Here is a 15,418-nt window from a genome sequence, read left to right on the forward strand (position 1 = left end):
CTTTTCCGGAATCGCTTCGTTCTCTCCGCTGCAGTGTGCTTGGATCTACTTAAAAATAACGAGAAAACATCGCAATCCTCTGCGGTGGATAACGTGGCAAAAAGGCCGAGAACAGAGAGTACTTGTTCTCGGCCTTTTGTCCTTCATGCCAGCGCATGTGATGCATGGCTTGTAAATGGCGGAGAAGGTAAAGCTGGATATATCCCTAAAGAGTAATGAAGGGAAAAGAGCGAGTACTGGGCGGAAATCCGAGCAGGTACTCGCTCTTTCACGTTTACAATGGTGCCGAATCAGGATGGGGCTGTACTGCTGTTAGCCGCTAATTTACGCTGTTTTCCGTTGACGAGCAGGATGCTCAGTACAATCAGAACGAGCCCGACGGCAAGGTTCAGGGTTACGTGCTCACCCAGGAACAGAACGCTGCAGGTGATCGCGATCAGCGGGATCAGGAAGGTGAACGAGCCCACCTTGCTGGCCTCACCCGAGCCGATCAGCCTGAAGAAGGTGAGCCAGCCGAGGGCGATGACGAACACGGAGATAAACAGCATATCATAGACAAATATCGGCTCCCATCGGATATCGGACCAGTTCTCCACAGCGGCACCCGCAGCCAGCAGCACAATGCCGCCAATTGTAATCTGGATCGCGGTCATCCAGAGCATATCCACCCGACTGGAGGTTTTCTTCATATACACGGTTCCAAAGGTCCAGGTCACGGCGCTGCCGATGGCGAGTAAAATTCCCGTCGGAGCGATATGACCCGCCAAACCGCCGATACTGATAGCTGTTACACCAAGGAACCCAAGCAGCAGTCCGAGCAGCTTCTTCCCGGACATTTCTTCACCAAGCCATAGCCAGGCTGCGATGCCGAGCAGTACAGGCTGCAGGAACACGATGGCGGAGAACAGACCAGCGGGGACATAGCCAAGTCCGATCGTCTGAAAACCGTAAAACAGGACAATATTCAGCAGCGAGGAAGTCAGATAGACAGGCCAATTCTGTCTGAAACGCAGCTCCCGGAAGCGCGGCAGTGCGATCAAAATCAATAAGAGACCGGCAATGCAGGTTCGTAGTCCGGCAAACAATAGAGGAGGAGTAAATTCCAGTGCAAATTTGGACAAGGGCCAGTTGACTCCCCACATGATGATTAGAAAAGCAAGATACACGGCAGTCCGTGATCGTGACAGCTTATACAAGACAGATCACTCCTTTCATACAATGCTTTACCATGATACAATGACTTTGATTATAAATAAAATGAATGTTTGTTATAAGGAGCATATCATTCACGTTATGACAAATACACAACTGCAGTTATTTGTGAAAATTGCCGAGACCGGAAGCTTCACCAAAGCGGGCCAGGCACTCAATATGACACAGCCGGCTGTCAGCAGGGCAGTATCCACGCTGGAGGATGAATTGGATGTGAAGCTGATTATACGTGACCGGCGGAACGGGATTGTCCTGACGGACGTGGGCAGCCGCATACTGGTTCTTTTTCGTGAAATTCTGAACGGCTTTGAGAAGGTGGAGCAGGAGATTGCCGCCGAGAAGGGTCTGGAGGTGGGTGTCATCCGGATTGGGACGTTTACGTCAGCCTCCGCGCATTTCCTGCCAAGGATCATTCGCACGATCGGAGAGAAGTACCCGAATTTGCAGTTTGATCTGCATGAGGGAACGATTGACGAGATCCATAGGTGGCTGGAATCCCGTCAGATCGATATCGGCTTTACGATTATGAAGGATCACCAATTTGAGAGGATCCCGCTGCTCCGAGAGGAGATGTTCGCGGTCATCCGAGATGATCATCCGCTGACCTCACGTTCTGCCATCCGGATTGAGGAGCTGGCTCAGGGGCCCATGATCATTTGCAAGGGCGGTTTTGAAACGCCCATATATGAGCTGTTCGCGCAGGCAGATACACCGCTTAAACCCAAATTTGTCGTATCCAGCCTTACAACCTTGCTGAACATGATTCAGGAGGGGCTAGGTTCGGCGATCATGTCCGGTATGATGCAGGCATATCAGCCGCCGAATGTGACCACCCGTAGGATTGAACCGAGAGCATACCGGGATATTCATATGGTGCTACCGTCTCTTCAGGAAGCGCCGCTGGCCGTAAAGCTGTTTATCCGGACGACGCTGGAGCTTTTCGGGCCTGAAGAGAGCCGTCTATAATCCTTGCGCCCTGGCCACCCGGAATCTGTCGTAAACGGTGGATACGATCAGCCCAGCCACTGCTCGAAAAAGCGTTGGTATCCTTCCTTCATCACCTTGCTGGAGAAGCGCTCCAGCGCATAGGCCTTGTTCTCCAGCGAGATGGTATGGGGTGAAGCTGCCGCCATATTGACGAGCTCGAACCAGTTCTGTTCATTGCCTGCGAAGGCATGACGCGAGCCGATATGGCCATAGCAGGCATGCTCCGGTTTGACGACAAGTTTGCCCATCGCCAAGGCTTCCGTCAGCGGCATCGCAAACGTATCGAATTTGGAGCAGCTCCAGTACACCTTCGCCGTATTCATGAGCGCAAATACATCATCCTGAGATAAGGCGAACTGAAGCTTCACGTTATGCGGAATGTTGTACTTTTTCATGCTTTCTTTATACCTTTCTCCCCCGAATACCATAAACACTTCCTTGTCCGGGTTGCAGCGCGCATATTCCAGCACCAGATCCGGGCGTCTATTCTCTTCATCTCTGCCGATCCACAGAATACGGTTTTGCACAACCCGAGAAGGATCAAAATGTTTGTCCACGAGCTGTTCATTAAATCCGATCGGAATGACCGTGACGTCATGGACCCCAAATTTGTCCGCCATCTCTCGTTTCAGGAAATCGGTCTGCACGATCGCCTTGTTCACAATTGAGTAGAACGGCTTCATCATCTCATAGCCGGTCAGCGCAGGATCGGGAAAGCTGTGAGGGAACAGCACGGTCTTCTTGAAGAACATGTTCAAAAAGGTGAATCCGGACACAGTATAGATTACATGCTCAATCTGCTGTGCGTGCAACTGGTCCAGCACAATGTCATAATTGACGAGATCACCCTTTTCATGTTCATAGCCAGGCAGCCAATCATGGCCGCTGACGTGTCGTTCCGGTGAAATGAAGATGATCTCTACTCCCAACTCGCTGCCGATTTGGCGGAGTCTTTCTGCAAAAATACGTGGGCCCTGAGCTTCCGTAAACTGAATTTTCCTCATCACTAATCCGACTTTGGTCATTTATTGCACCACCTTGCTTTCATTATTGTAGAACAGCTCTTCTGCACACTGCGTCAAACTGTCCAGCGTTTCGCGCAGCTGCGCAGCTAGTGCTTCCTGCGGCCAAACGCCCTCACCTCGCTCCAGATCCGAGCGGATCAGCAACAGCATCCAGATGGAGAAGACCGCCGCGAACAGATAATATTCCTGTTTGAAATCATACGGATGCAGTACAGTGCCAGTTTGCAGCGCTTGCCCGATATAGGCATCCAATAAGCGGTTACGACTTGAGGGCGTCATACGCTTCGGAAACAGCGGATGGGACATGTCGATCAGATGGTACAAGTCCCAAAGGCGGGAATTCAGGTGAACATGCTCCCAATCCAGCACGACTAACCGCTCCTTCGTCCTGGTGTAGTTGCCAAGGTGCAGATCTCCATGGCAGAGTACGGTCGCTTCCGTGAAGGGCTGTCGTTCCAATAGCTCGAAGAGTGAGCGAACGGTAAGCTCTGGAACACCCACGGATAACAAAGCAGTTTCCACTTCGGTCTGTTTTGCTGCAACGTCTGCCGTGATATCCCCAATGGGTGGCTTGGGTCCCTTCAAAGGAACCTGCTGCAGGGCTTCCGTTGGTTGTCCGTGCCACCAGACGATGTGAGGGATAACCTTTAAAGCCAGCTCCTCGTCATAGACATGATGAAGTATGCCAAGATCCTCGAAGATCATCCAGCTCGTGTCGGGAGCATCGGAGTCAGACTTGTCCAGCAGCTTGGGGTATATAGGCGGAAAGGAGGGGAGGAGGTGCTCGTATACCCAGCGTTCCTTGCCCTTCTGTCCGTCATTGGTTAAAGGCTTGAAAATATAGCTCTCTGCAGGCGACACGTAAAAACGCTCTACATGTCTGCCGTTCATGCCGGTATACAGGATTTCGCTTTTCCATATCCGCTGTGAGTCCAGTGTTCCGTCCGGCAGTATATAATGCTTCAGCATCTCCATGCCTCCTGACTTTGCAAATTTGAAAATAAAAGCTTCAATGAAATTTGTACACAAGGATATTGTACACAGGTCCGAACGAAAGTGGCAATGAACATCATCCCTAAGGCGCTCCTGCGATTTCTAAATTGAAGGAGAAAGAGCAGTGTTTCAATACATGTCATGTATTCTTACATGAAACAAATTTATTCCTTGACATTATGCATGTATGAGACTATATTTTTATCAAGTTGCAAGCAATGAAGAGGAAGAAATAGGAGAATAGACTTAGTTTCAACAGTGAATATCTGTAAAACGCGATTTTTTTTATTTAATTAGTTTCACCATGAAATTAATTAAAAGGAAGGGAAGATGCAAGTGCTTTTGGAAAAGCATGATCAGGAATTCATCCGCAAGAAGAACCGCATGCTCGCTTTTAACAGCATCCAGCATCATCATCCGATCTCACGCACGGACATTGCCAAGCTCTCGGGCATGAGCGCTGCCACGGTGGGCAGGGTGGTTGCCGACCTGATCGAGCTGGGTCTGGTGAAAGAAACGGATCAAATCTCTGGCGGTGTGGGCCGGAAGGCCACCATGCTTGATCTGGACCTGGAATCAATCATGACGGTTGGCATTGAAGTGGACCGGAATTTGACGAAGGCTGCCTTGGTTGATTTAAGCGGCCGCATCATTGCGGAGAAACAGCAGGTTGTTGATCAGAACGGGAAGCAATTGGACGTCTTGATTGATCTGATCGTTCATATGGTCACCGAAATGGCTGCAGAACAAGGCATTCCGCTTTCCAAATTCGTAGGTGCGGGTGTAGGACTGCCGGGTATCGTTGATCCGGATCAAGGTATGGTAGTGTTCTCCGCGCAGCTTGGCTGGAGGAATATCTCTTTCGTCAAGATGCTGGAAGCCAAGCTGAACATGCCGGTGGTGCTGGATAATGACCTGAAGGTCAAAGCCTTGGGAGAAAGCTCTTTTCACTCGTTGGATGGTATACCGGCTGAGAGTATAACCGCTCTGGTTAGTATCGGCAGCGGGCTAGGGACCGCCCTAATTATGGATCAGAAAATTTATCGCGGCTCCAGAAACATCGCCGGTGAGATCGGACACTCCATCATTGATCCGAACGGAAAGCTGTGTGAGTGCGGTAAAAGGGGCTGTCTGCAAACCTATATCACGGACCTGGCCCTGCTGCAGGAAGCGAACCAGATCAGGGAGGTGCGTAGCCTGCAGGAACTGTTCCAGTATATGGAGCAGGGAGAGCCGTGGGCGCGCAGCATCATTGACCGGGCCTGCTCCTATATTGCGATCACCATCAATAACGTGGTGTGCGCCTATAATCCCAACCACATTATTTTAACCGGCAAGTTCATCGAGGATCATCCGGAAATGTTTGAGGCTGTGAAGCTGAAGCTTCAGGAATTTGTAGGGGAGCACTTTAGTGGCTCGTTTGAAATGTTTCGTTCCAAGCTTGGCGAGAGGTCTGTAATGATTGGCGCTGCCAAACTCGTACTACAGCAGCAGATCGATTACGGGCTTGTCCATAAATAAGGGGGGCAAAAGGAGATGACTATGGAGGAAGTTTTGGTCAGGGAGTACCGTGCCGGTGTTGAAGAATGTGTACATACCGGACATATTTGCGGTGTTGACGAATCAGGCAGTGCGAAATATTCAGTCGGTGATACGGAAGCAGTGACCTTTCTGCGGTCTTCAGGAAAGCCGTTCCAAGCGATACCAGTCGTCAAACACGGAGCTGATGATACTTTTGGCTTTACAGAGGCCGAGGGTGCCATACTGATCGGCTCCCATCGTGCCGAGCCGTTTCATGTGGAGGCGTTGGAGTCCATCATGCGCAAAACAGATATTCAGGAAAATCTCCTGATTTGCCACCCGACATACCCGATAAGTGTGTATGCAACCGAGCAGTTGCAGCGTGACCATCAACCGAAGCGTCCAATCTATCATAATTGCTCGGGAAAGCATCTCGGCATTCTGGCATTGTGCAAAGCCACGGGTTATCCCCTGGAGGGCTACGGAAGCCCTGATCATCCTGCCCAGCAGGAAATTCTGGAGACACTTGCCTACCTTGCTGACCTGAAGAAGGAAGATATCGCTTTGGGAACAGACGGCTGCGGCTTCCCGGTATTTGCGATGCCTTTGCGTTCACTGGCTACAGCCTTCCTGAAGCTGGCTTGTCCGGATTTGATCGGAGACGCTGCGATTCGGCTGGCTGTCGAGAAAATCGTGCGCAGAATGAACGCGCATTATGAAATGGTAGCGGGGACAGACCGCATCTGCTCTAGCCTGCTGATGGATGACAATATTGTTGCCAAGGGAGGCGCAAAAGGGGTCTATTGTTTCGGATTGAAGAAGGAGCGGCTGGCTTTTGCCTTGAAGGTGCTGGACGGCTCGGAGGATGAATGGCCGATTATAGTAGCTTCCATTCTGGAGCAAATAGGCTATCCCAATCAGGACACGATTAACCGGATGTATGAGCTGGCTCCGCTTGACATTATGAATGATAACCGCCTGGTCGTTGGGCAAAACAAACCGGTATTCCATCTTAAAACAACCAATTAATGCTATCTAGGGGAGTGGCTGAATCATGAAAAAACAGGTATCCGCATTATTGGCAGGTGTTATTCTTCCTTTTTCCATTTTGGCTGGCTGTGGAGGGGGAAGCACAGAGGACACGGCAGCAGATGGGGACAGCGCGGAGAAGGTTGTCATTTCATATCTTGATCCTTTACCAAGTGAAGAACGCACAAGCTTCATGGAGGGCATGATTGAGAAGTTTGAAGCGGAAAATTCGAACATCGATGTGGAATACTCTTCAGTACCGTGGGAAGACGCGCATACCAAATGGATGATGATGGGGGCGTCCAAAACCCTCCCGGATGTCATCAGCGTGGATGACACTTCTCTCGCCGGACTGGCGGCCGCAGGATATATTGCCAATCTGCAGCCTTATTACGACGGTTGGGATCAGAAGGATAAAACGACGGAGGCTTTCAAGCAGGCACGAAACAAATATCAGGATCAGGTGTATGCGATTCCGGACGCTTTCCTGCTGCAGGGATTATTTGTCCGCAGCGATTGGTTCAAGGAAAAAGGCCTGCCTGAAACGATTGATACCTGGGATGACTATTTTAACCTGGCCAAGGAACTGACGGATGAATCGAAAGAACAGTATGGAGTCGCCTTCCGCGGTGGCGCTCACGGCATTATCCGGGCGATGGAATATGTGATGGCGGCTGTTCACACAGACAGTTGGTTTGATGAGGAAGGGAAATCCATTCTGTATCAACCGGAAGCCAAGGAAGCCTTCAAGAGATTTTATGATATTTACCTGAACGGGTACACGCCATCAGAGTCCGTCAATTGGGGCTTCAACGAGATGGTCCAGGGCTTCATGAACGGTCAGGCAGGCATTCTGAACCAGACGCCGGAGGTCATTGCAGTAGCAGAGAAAAATATGACGGAGGGCACCTGGAACGTGCTGCCAATGCCCAAATCGGATGACGGCAAACGTTATATCTACTGGGGCTACACCGCCGGATATTCCATCGCGGAAAATTCGGAGCATAAAGACGAGGCCTGGAAATTTATTGAGTTTTTAAGCAATCCCGAAAACAATCTGGAATACAGCAAAGCCAACACGAGCATCCCGATCTATCAGGATTCCCTGCAGGATTCGTTCTTCAGTTCAGGCCCGATTGCGGGTTATGCGGGTGCGATGGCGGATTCCAACATTGTTTTCGCGGGGCCGCCGAGCTACCTGCCTACACTTGGTGATTTTACAGGCACATTTGCGGTAACCGAGACACAAAAATATATCATGGGCGGCCAGTCGCTTGATGATACCGTAACCCGTTTGGCCGATTATTTAACCGAGGCGCAAAGCAAATACAAGCAGCAAAATCCTTAAGCATGATCTGAGGGAGAATGAAAACGCATAGCCAATTTTGCTTGGTTATGCGTTTTTCTGTAGGAAGGTGATGAGATGTTATCCAAAGGGAAGGCCCGGCGCTATCAGCCATATCTGCTGTTGCTGCCTGCCATCGTGGTTGTGCTTGCTTTTTTTGCTTATCCTGTTGCCAAAGCTTTTCAATTAGCCTTTATGCATTATGTTCTGTTTGAACCCAATAACATTGGTTACGCTGGTTTCGAAAATTTCAGGACATTGTTTGCCGATCCCAATATGCTGCGCATTCTGCTGAACTCTGTCATTTGGGTGATAGCTACGGTCGGATTGCAATTTATCCTCGGTTTTGGCTTGGCATTGGCCTTAAATACAAGGTTCAAAGGGAAAAATCTGTATCAGGCTGTTGTATTTCTGCCCTGGGCGGTTTCGGCTTTTTTGATCGGCATGATTTTCAAGTGGATGTTTAACGAGCGGGGAGGGCTTGTCAATTACCTTCTGCTGCAAACTGGCCTGATCGACAAGTCCATTCCTTTTCTGGCCATTCCGTACGCTTCTATTATTCCGGTCATCATCGCGATGATTTGGTATGGCGTGCCTTTCTTCGGCATCATGATCTTGGCCGCTCTGCAATCGGTTCCGGATGAAATTCTGGAAGCAGCGGATATTGACGGAGCAGGCAGAATGCGTAAGCTGTTTCAAATTATTATGCCTTATATTAAGCCCACACTGATCCTGACGCTGCTGCTGCGTGTGATCTGGGTCTTTAACTCTGCTGATCTGATCTATATCATGACCGACGGCGGACCGGCGAACAGCTCGCATAATTTGCCTTCCTATATCTTTAACAAGGTTGGTTATTCTGCTGATTTCGGTCAGGCCTCGGCGCTCGGCGTGCTGATGCTGATCGTATTGATGATGTATACGATTGTCTTTCTGCGCATAACGAGATATAAGGAAGCGGGTGATCTATAATGGCGGTATGGGTTCGTAAAAAAATGCCCGGGCTTATCCGGTTTTTCGCCCTTGCCCTGTTTCTGTTGGGAACGCTGGTGCCTTTCTACTGGATGTTCGTAACGTCTCTGAAGACAAGGCAGGAGATATATGGCTCCACATTGACGCTGTGGCCGCAAAAGCTAACCTGGGATAACTATGCAAAAACGTTTCAGGATTCGGATTTCCTGCAGTATTTTATGAATAGTGCGATGGTCAGTCTTGTCTCCGGCTTGCTGGTCGTGATCGTTTCCATTCTCGGGGGTTATGCGTTAGCAAGATATCAGTTTAGAGGAAAAGGGCTTTTCCTGCTCGTGTTCCTGGCCACACAGATGATTCCGATTATGGTGCTGCTTGTACCGCTTTATATTGTATTTGGGGAACTGAATTTGCTGGATAAGCTGGCCTCCCTGATTATTACGTATACGGCTATTAATATCCCTTTTTGTCTCATTACGATGTCCGGGTTTTTCCAGCGAATTCCGGTGGCTCTTGAAGAGGCTGCCATGGTGGACGGCTGCAGCCGTTTCCGCACTGTGGTCCAGATCATTTTGCCCATCATGCTGCCCGGTATTGTCGCCAGCTTTGTCTTTGCCTTTACAGCCGCATGGAATGATTTGTTCTTCGGGGTTATGTTCACGGTAAGCGAGGATATGAAGACGGTTCCGGTCGGCTTAAACGGATTTATTCAGAAATTTGATGTGAACTGGGGAGAGATGAGTGCCGCAGGCATGCTTTCACTGATCCCGGTTGCCATTCTGTTTGCATTTGTACAGCGTTACATTGTTTCAGGTCTTACACAAGGAGCGGTGAAAGGGTGAAGGTTTTGTCTGAAAAAAAACGGCTTGAGGTGATCGCAACCTCCATTGATGATATTCTGCAGCTTAACGACAGCGGTGCCGACCGCATTGAGCTGGTGAGCGCGCTTTCGGAAGGGGGGCTTACGCCCAGTATCGGCATGATCGAGAGGGCCGTCGAGGTATCGTCGCTGCCCATCCGTGTCATGATTCGGCCGCACAGCCGTTCTTTTCGGTACAGCAAGGAAGACCTGGAGGTCATGGCTCGTGACATTCGTGCCGCAGAGAAGCTGGGAGTGAGTGGTGTTGTCCTGGGCGTTTTAACAGAAGATCGACAGGTTGATACGGAAGCTCTTTCTCTTCTTCTCGGGGAGGTTAAGGACCTGTCCGTTACCTTTCATCGGGCGTTTGATGAGGCGCGTGACTTGGAGGAGGCCTTTAACACACTGTTGAATTTTCCGCAAATTGATCGCATCCTGACTTCGGGTGGGTGTTCCACCGCTGTAGAAGGGATGAGTATGCTTGCCCGCTTGCGTCAACGCTCAGAAGGCACCCGGATTCGTATTCTTGCAGGCAGCGGTTTGGATGAAGACAATATCTCGGATTTCCTGGCTGCTACCGGGGTGGAGGAAGTACATGTTGGACGCGCAGTACGGCTGGAACAGAGGCTGGATGGCCCGATCGTTTCAGAAGCGATTCGCCGGATCAAGCAGAGCTTGCAATAAATATAACGGAGGTTGGAGTCGGGAGAGAGGTTAATGCATGAATAATCTATATTTGGGAATTGATCTGGGCGGCACGAAAATGCTCGCTGCTTTGATCGACGAGCAGGGGCGGATTGTGGCTAAAATTCAGGAGCCCACGTTTGCTGACCGGGGAGCAGATGATGTGATTCGCCGTCTAATCGTCATAAGTGACGCATTAATAGCGGATGAGTCTGCACGGGCGGGAGCGGGTTCCATAACTATTCGTGGCATTGGGGTGGCTGTCGCCGGCGTATTGGAGCCGGACCAAGGCATCATTTCGCTGGCTACCAATTTAGGCTGGCATAATGTGCAGCTTGGCCCTATCCTGGAGAAATGGTTTCATTGTCCTGTCCATATCCTCAATGATGCCAATGCCGCCGCGTTTGGCGAGTGGATGGCGGGTGAAAAGGCGGGTATTCAGGACATGATTTATATTACTGTTTCAACGGGCATTGGTGCGGGGATTATCAGCGGCGGCCGGCTGATTCAGGGAACCACTCATAGTGCCGCCGAGTTTGGTCATATCACGATTGACCGCAGCGGACCCCTGTGCGCATGCGGCAATCGGGGCTGTGTGGAAATGTACACGGCCGGGCATTCCATTGCCCGCAGGGCGTGGGTAGCCATTCAGGCAGGCGAACCTGAAGCTGCGGCAATAGCTGCCCTGAACGGTGTTGAGCCGGAGCGGGTAACAGCAGAGCATGTAGCAGTGGCCGCGAAGGCAGGAAATGACTTTGCAATCAGGCTGCTAGCTGATGCAGGGGAGGCACTTGGCTGCGGGATCGTCACTTTTGCCCATTTGTTGAATCCCGCGCTTATCGTGATTGGCGGCAGTGTTTCGCAGAGCGGAGCGCTGCTCCTTGATCCGATGCTCGCGGCTATCCGGCGTTATGGAATCTCTAAGGTAGTAGGCTCGATTACATTTGCTTCTTCTGCACTGGGCGGAACGGCCGGTGTTATTGGTGCGGCCTTATGGGCGAGGGAGCATCTTGCCTTGAAGCAGACGTTATGAGGCGCTCCGAGAACGAAGCATTCCTACAATCGCTGTTGACCCTTCGGGCCAAAGGCGAACGCTCCGCTTTTCCGGAATTGCTTCGTTCTCTCCGCTGCTGCGTGCGTATGCCAACTTAAAAGAAGAAAATGCCAATTCCGAGAAATCTTCTTCGATTCCGGATTTGGTAAAAAAGGTCGAGAACAGGAGCGAGTTTCCCTGTTCTCGACCTTTTTATATAGGAGACGAATCTTTCTGTATTAGAACTAACTTTGGGATAGCTTGGCCCTCTTTTGGGTTAATGGGTTAGGATGTGCTGGTGCTCCAATGCGCGGGGCGGGTGAGCGATGTGGGCAGCTTGGTAGAGCTATCCCCGCTTGCGGCGTTGATTTGGAATTGGGTGAGAAAGAGGCTCTCACTGAGATTGGCCCCACGGAGGTCCGTGTCCCGGAAGTCTGCTCCGATCAGGTCGGCGCCTCTTAAATCCGCGTCTCTAAGATCGGCGGCAATCAAGTAGGCTCCCCGTAAATTTACGCCTCTCAGGTCAGCGCCTTTCAGCTTGGCTCCGATCAGATCTGCTCCACGTCCGTAGTTCTTGCGGCGGCGTGACGGTTTATACTGTCGCAGCGCCTCATCTCTTACGAGCTCACTGGTTTGCAGGAGCAGGGCATTGATCTCAGCACGATGGGTGGCTGTATTCAGCTCCAGCAAGGAATCGGGATCAAGCCGGGTGAAGGCTTCGGTCTTATCTCGCGCCGCGCGCAGCTTGTCATGAATTTGACGGGCTGCCTGCAGTGTCTGCGCTTCATTTAGGTACCAAAGCAATTCGTGGAGCTGCCGCATGACCAGAAATACGTCAAACATTTGCTTCGCGGCTTCGGGCTTTTTCCGCCAGTCTCTTCCTTTGTAGGTGAATTGGGATACCTTTTGGCCCGCTCCAAAGCAGTCAAATACGGTGCAGCCCTTGAAGCCCTGCGGTCTTAGGTGGTTATGAATGCCACACCGGAAATCGGATTGCAGGTTGGGGCAGGGCTGTCCGGCGTCTTTATCGGCCGCAAAGTCGGCCGAGGCCGCGAACGGAAGCGCGACACAGCATAAACCGAAGCAGCTTTCACAGTCGGCCTGCAGGGTGTGTGGGCTTATATCGTGGAAAACGTCCTTCATCTCTAATTCTCCTCGTCTCATACGTTCCAAAGTCAATCTAGTTGATTTTGGCCAATAAATCATCAAGTTTCATCAAGATGCTTGGCAGGCACCTTTCCAGGTCCTTTCTTACGTTGACTCTGTCCTATACTATCACAAAATAGATACATTGTTTATCGAGATGCCTATCCTCCATGAAAAAGAATCAGAGAGAAAAAAATTAATAACCTGTTGCAAATACATAGATGTCTATGTATAATACGGGTATGTTGAAATACAATGCTGCCGCAACCATTAGCAAGATCAGAGATGCTGTCAATAAAATGATTGTGTCTGAGCTTGAGCGTGTCGGGATCGAAGGCTTGGCTCCTTCCCACGGAGATATATTAGTGTTTCTGTATCAAAAAAACAGACTTTCCGTGAAGGAGCTAGCCGAAAGAATTCATCGAAAACAGCCGACGGTAACGGTTTTAGCGGATAAGTTGGTGAAATTGGGCTATGTTGAAAAGATAAAAAGCGAGGAGGACAGCCGAGTAACCTGGATCCAGCTTACCGAGAAGGGTAGGCGATTGGAACCCATATTTCATTCGATATCCAAAAAATTGAACGACGCCATTTACGGGAGTCTGGATGATTCTGAAAAAGAACAACTGGAATCTACCTTAGAAAACATGCTGCGTAGGTTATAATTTTTTTTGCTAGAATGTATAGATATCTATATAATTTCATATTTTAAATAAAAATGTAAACAAACGGAGGTAATCATCTATGAAGCATCTTGTTATCTATGCTCACCCCCATGCGGAGAGCTTAAACCACTCCATATTGGAAACCACAGTCCGTACATTGAAAAATAACGGTCACGAAGTGGTTGTCCGTGACTTGTATGCACTGGACTTTCAGCCCGTACTCAAACCCGAAGACACAGCTTCCATGAAGGCGGGACAAATTCCTCAGGATATTAAAACAGAACAGGATTACATCACGGAAGCCGATGTCATCACTTTGATTTATCCAATTTGGTGGACCGGATTGCCGGCAATTCTTAAAGGATATATTGACCGTGTATTCTCCTATGGGTTTGCTTATGCGTATGGCGAAGAGGGAGTCGTCAAGATGCTGACAGGAAAGAAAGGATTTATTATCAATACACAAGGTACTCCAAAGCCTTATTATGATGAGTCTGGTATGACAGAAGCGTTGAAAATGACTTCTGATATCGGTATCTTTGACTTCGTGGGCATTGAGTCCGTAGGGCATTTGCTCTTCGGAGGTATTGGGCATCTCGATGAAGAAGCTTACAAGCAAATGTTGCAGGACGTTGAGGACACCGTAGCTTCCCATTTCTCATAAAATAAAAAGACAGGGCGACTCAAATCAGCGAAAATGATTTTGAGTCGCCTTTTATGTATGAGTCACAAGTTTGGTTACAGCTTCTTACATAAATGCATTTAGGTTGATGCAGCTTAGGAAACGGATTGTTAGACAACAACAATTAAGGATTATCACCTAATCCGAGAACAGTAGCAAATATCCCCTCTGTCTGGTTAGACTTGATAATTGCAATGAATGTTCCAGGCTCAGCATCCCCAAACAACGATTGCTCGAAATTGTTTTTAAGTATCTCGCTTCGATAAACAATGATTGTTCTCAAATAATCAGTATCATCTTCCTTAAGTTCATATCTCTGAATTACTTTGGCATCGGTCGGACTCATTGTATTTATCTCTACTATAGCTTCATCAATGTTACTTGCCTCAGTGTTAATTGTGAGGTTAATGCACTTATTGTCAACAGCCATGCATGAATATTTATCATTGCTATAATTTGTGAAAAGATCATCAGAAGCATTACTTGGAGCCCCGAATTTTTCTTCAAATGCTGTTAGATCTGCACCTATACCCACCCAGTTTGATGCAGCTTCTGATTGGTTTGGAGATTCTACATTTTTTTCGGTTTTTTCCGTATTACCTGTGTCTTCAACTTGCGTTTGTTTTTCTGGCTCATTTGACACAGGGCTCGTTGAAACTGTTTCATTTGGTACTATTTCAGTTTCTTCAGTTTTTAAGTTTGCTATAGCTCCAACAAACAAAATGATTATTACCCAGAACCACCACTTCTTATAGATTGTTTTTTTCAATTTATTGCCCCCTTTAAAACTATTCGTTCCTTCTCCTATGATTATCGATTAGGAGAAGGAAAAACTAGATACAGAATAAATCTATATCCTGGCATAATCAATATCTGATTTATAATTTTTTGAAAATAAGGATCGAAATCCAAATTAGCGGTGCGGAACGAAGCTGTCTATTGCTTTTCGAATGTAGCTGGTTCAAGAAAAAGATTCATCAAAAGGATGTGGAACAATGATACAGGATTATATGAAGCACACCTGCCTGTGAAAAATTTGGAGGTTTCCATCACATTCTATCAAAAATGGGGCTTAAAGCTGGCATGGAGCGACAAAGGCAATGTAGTTCTCCGCAATTCCGTGTACCCAGTGCATGTTGCGAATTCGCATTTCCTCTTCGTATAGCTCGTTATAAGTCATGGAGTATAATAATTTAGTTGACACATCAACCTGAATGCGATATAGTAAACACGGGTTGATATATCAACCAAAAGGCATTGCAAAGACC

General features: G+C 48.9%; 15 protein-coding genes. 10 read left to right on the top strand and 5 right to left on the bottom strand.

Annotation, left to right across the window (positions count from 1 at the left end; genetic code table 11):
* Positions 1 to 290: 290 nt before the first annotated feature.
* Positions 291 to 1,196 (bottom strand): DMT family transporter, encoded by a 906-nt coding sequence (locus tag OIN60_RS00775; RefSeq protein WP_305752959.1) that lies wholly within the window; start codon positions 1,194 to 1,196, stop codon positions 291 to 293.
* Positions 1,197 to 1,293: 97 nt separating this feature from the next.
* On the opposite strand from OIN60_RS00775, the gene OIN60_RS00780 reads away from it, so the two are divergent.
* On the top strand, positions 1,294 to 2,178 hold the full coding sequence (locus tag OIN60_RS00780; protein WP_305752960.1) for a LysR family transcriptional regulator: 885 nt from the start codon (positions 1,294 to 1,296) through the stop codon (positions 2,176 to 2,178).
* A 47-nt stretch (positions 2,179 to 2,225) separates the two neighbouring features.
* Here the strand turns inward: OIN60_RS00780 and OIN60_RS00785 are convergent, their stop codons facing one another.
* Together OIN60_RS00785 and OIN60_RS00790 are read right to left on the bottom strand one after the other, a co-directional pair.
* Positions 2,226 to 3,224 carry a glycosyltransferase gene (locus tag OIN60_RS00785; protein ID WP_305752961.1) on the bottom strand — a complete coding sequence of 333 codons (999 nt, stop codon included), beginning with the start codon at positions 3,222 to 3,224 and terminating at the stop codon, positions 2,226 to 2,228.
* Entirely contained in the window at positions 3,225 to 4,193 is a 969-nt protein-coding gene (locus OIN60_RS00790; protein ID WP_305752962.1) for a phosphotransferase, read from the bottom strand. It lies immediately after the preceding gene.
* 354 nt (positions 4,194 to 4,547) lie between these two features.
* Between OIN60_RS00790 and OIN60_RS00795 the strand changes: the two genes are divergently transcribed.
* From OIN60_RS00795 to OIN60_RS00825, 7 genes are all read left to right on the top strand, one after another.
* Positions 4,548 to 5,738, top strand: coding sequence for an ROK family transcriptional regulator (locus OIN60_RS00795; protein ID WP_305752963.1), 1,191 nt, complete (start codon positions 4,548 to 4,550; stop codon positions 5,736 to 5,738).
* Positions 5,739 to 5,753: 15 nt separating this feature from the next.
* Entirely contained in the window at positions 5,754 to 6,767 is a 1,014-nt protein-coding gene (locus OIN60_RS00800; protein ID WP_370872337.1) for an asparaginase, read from the top strand.
* 25 nt (positions 6,768 to 6,792) lie between these two features.
* Positions 6,793 to 8,115 (top strand): ABC transporter substrate-binding protein, encoded by a 1,323-nt coding sequence (locus OIN60_RS00805; protein WP_305752964.1) that lies wholly within the window; start codon positions 6,793 to 6,795, stop codon positions 8,113 to 8,115.
* Between the two features lie 75 nt (positions 8,116 to 8,190).
* Positions 8,191 to 9,084, top strand: a complete 894-nt coding sequence (locus OIN60_RS00810; RefSeq protein ID WP_305752965.1) for a carbohydrate ABC transporter permease — start codon at positions 8,191 to 8,193, stop codon at positions 9,082 to 9,084.
* Positions 9,084 to 9,923, top strand: a complete 840-nt coding sequence (locus OIN60_RS00815) for a carbohydrate ABC transporter permease (RefSeq protein WP_305752966.1) — start codon at positions 9,084 to 9,086, stop codon at positions 9,921 to 9,923. The genes OIN60_RS00810 and OIN60_RS00815 overlap by 1 nt, the downstream gene beginning before the upstream one ends.
* A gap of 5 nt (positions 9,924 to 9,928) precedes the next feature.
* Entirely contained in the window at positions 9,929 to 10,624 is a 696-nt protein-coding gene (locus tag OIN60_RS00820; protein ID WP_305752967.1) for a copper homeostasis protein CutC, read from the top strand.
* A gap of 37 nt (positions 10,625 to 10,661) precedes the next feature.
* Positions 10,662 to 11,657 (top strand): ROK family protein, encoded by a 996-nt coding sequence (locus OIN60_RS00825; RefSeq protein ID WP_305752968.1) that lies wholly within the window; start codon positions 10,662 to 10,664, stop codon positions 11,655 to 11,657.
* Between the two features lie 285 nt (positions 11,658 to 11,942).
* On the opposite strand, the gene OIN60_RS00830 is transcribed toward OIN60_RS00825, so the two are convergent.
* Positions 11,943 to 12,800 (bottom strand): pentapeptide repeat-containing protein, encoded by an 858-nt coding sequence (locus OIN60_RS00830; protein WP_305752969.1) that lies wholly within the window; start codon positions 12,798 to 12,800, stop codon positions 11,943 to 11,945.
* A 224-nt stretch (positions 12,801 to 13,024) separates the two neighbouring features.
* Between OIN60_RS00830 and OIN60_RS00835 the strand changes: the two genes are divergently transcribed.
* Both OIN60_RS00835 and OIN60_RS00840 read left to right on the top strand, forming a co-directional pair.
* Positions 13,025 to 13,468: a MarR family winged helix-turn-helix transcriptional regulator gene (locus tag OIN60_RS00835; RefSeq protein ID WP_503122961.1), complete on the top strand. Its 444-nt coding sequence runs from the start codon at positions 13,025 to 13,027 to the stop codon at positions 13,466 to 13,468.
* 79 nt (positions 13,469 to 13,547) lie between these two features.
* Positions 13,548 to 14,132, top strand: a complete 585-nt coding sequence (locus tag OIN60_RS00840) for an NAD(P)H-dependent oxidoreductase (protein WP_305752970.1) — start codon at positions 13,548 to 13,550, stop codon at positions 14,130 to 14,132.
* A 142-nt stretch (positions 14,133 to 14,274) separates the two neighbouring features.
* On the opposite strand, the gene OIN60_RS00845 is transcribed toward OIN60_RS00840, so the two are convergent.
* Positions 14,275 to 14,919 carry a hypothetical protein gene (locus OIN60_RS00845; protein ID WP_305752971.1) on the bottom strand — a complete coding sequence of 215 codons (645 nt, stop codon included), beginning with the start codon at positions 14,917 to 14,919 and terminating at the stop codon, positions 14,275 to 14,277.
* Between the last annotated feature and the right edge of the window lie 499 nt (positions 14,920 to 15,418).

It is taken from the genome of Paenibacillus zeirhizosphaerae (assembly GCF_030705605.1).
Classification (GTDB): domain Bacteria; phylum Bacillota; class Bacilli; order Paenibacillales; family Paenibacillaceae; genus Paenibacillus; species Paenibacillus zeirhizosphaerae.

What these genes read in the sequence shown, in the direction of transcription:
- OIN60_RS00780 (WP_305752960.1), top strand. Translation starts at nt 1,294, where the DNA reads ATGACAAATACACAACTGCAGTTATTTGTGAAAATTGCCGAGACCGGA.
- OIN60_RS00785 (WP_305752961.1), bottom strand. Translation starts at nt 3,224, where the DNA reads ATGACCAAAGTCGGATTAGTGATGAGGAAAATTCAGTTTACGGAAGCT.
- OIN60_RS00790 (WP_305752962.1), bottom strand. Translation starts at nt 4,193, where the DNA reads ATGCTGAAGCATTATATACTGCCGGACGGAACACTGGACTCACAGCGG.
- OIN60_RS00795 (WP_305752963.1), top strand. Translation starts at nt 4,548, where the DNA reads ATGCAAGTGCTTTTGGAAAAGCATGATCAGGAATTCATCCGCAAGAAG.
- OIN60_RS00800 (WP_370872337.1), top strand. Translation starts at nt 5,754, where the DNA reads ATGACTATGGAGGAAGTTTTGGTCAGGGAGTACCGTGCCGGTGTTGAA.
- OIN60_RS00805 (WP_305752964.1), top strand. Translation starts at nt 6,793, where the DNA reads ATGAAAAAACAGGTATCCGCATTATTGGCAGGTGTTATTCTTCCTTTT.
- OIN60_RS00810 (WP_305752965.1), top strand. Translation starts at nt 8,191, where the DNA reads ATGTTATCCAAAGGGAAGGCCCGGCGCTATCAGCCATATCTGCTGTTG.
- OIN60_RS00815 (WP_305752966.1), top strand. Translation starts at nt 9,084, where the DNA reads ATGGCGGTATGGGTTCGTAAAAAAATGCCCGGGCTTATCCGGTTTTTC.
- OIN60_RS00825 (WP_305752968.1), top strand. Translation starts at nt 10,662, where the DNA reads ATGAATAATCTATATTTGGGAATTGATCTGGGCGGCACGAAAATGCTC.
- OIN60_RS00830 (WP_305752969.1), bottom strand. Translation starts at nt 12,800, where the DNA reads ATGAAGGACGTTTTCCACGATATAAGCCCACACACCCTGCAGGCCGAC.
- OIN60_RS00835 (WP_503122961.1), top strand. Translation starts at nt 13,025, where the DNA reads ATGTCTATGTATAATACGGGTATGTTGAAATACAATGCTGCCGCAACC.
- OIN60_RS00840 (WP_305752970.1), top strand. Translation starts at nt 13,548, where the DNA reads ATGAAGCATCTTGTTATCTATGCTCACCCCCATGCGGAGAGCTTAAAC.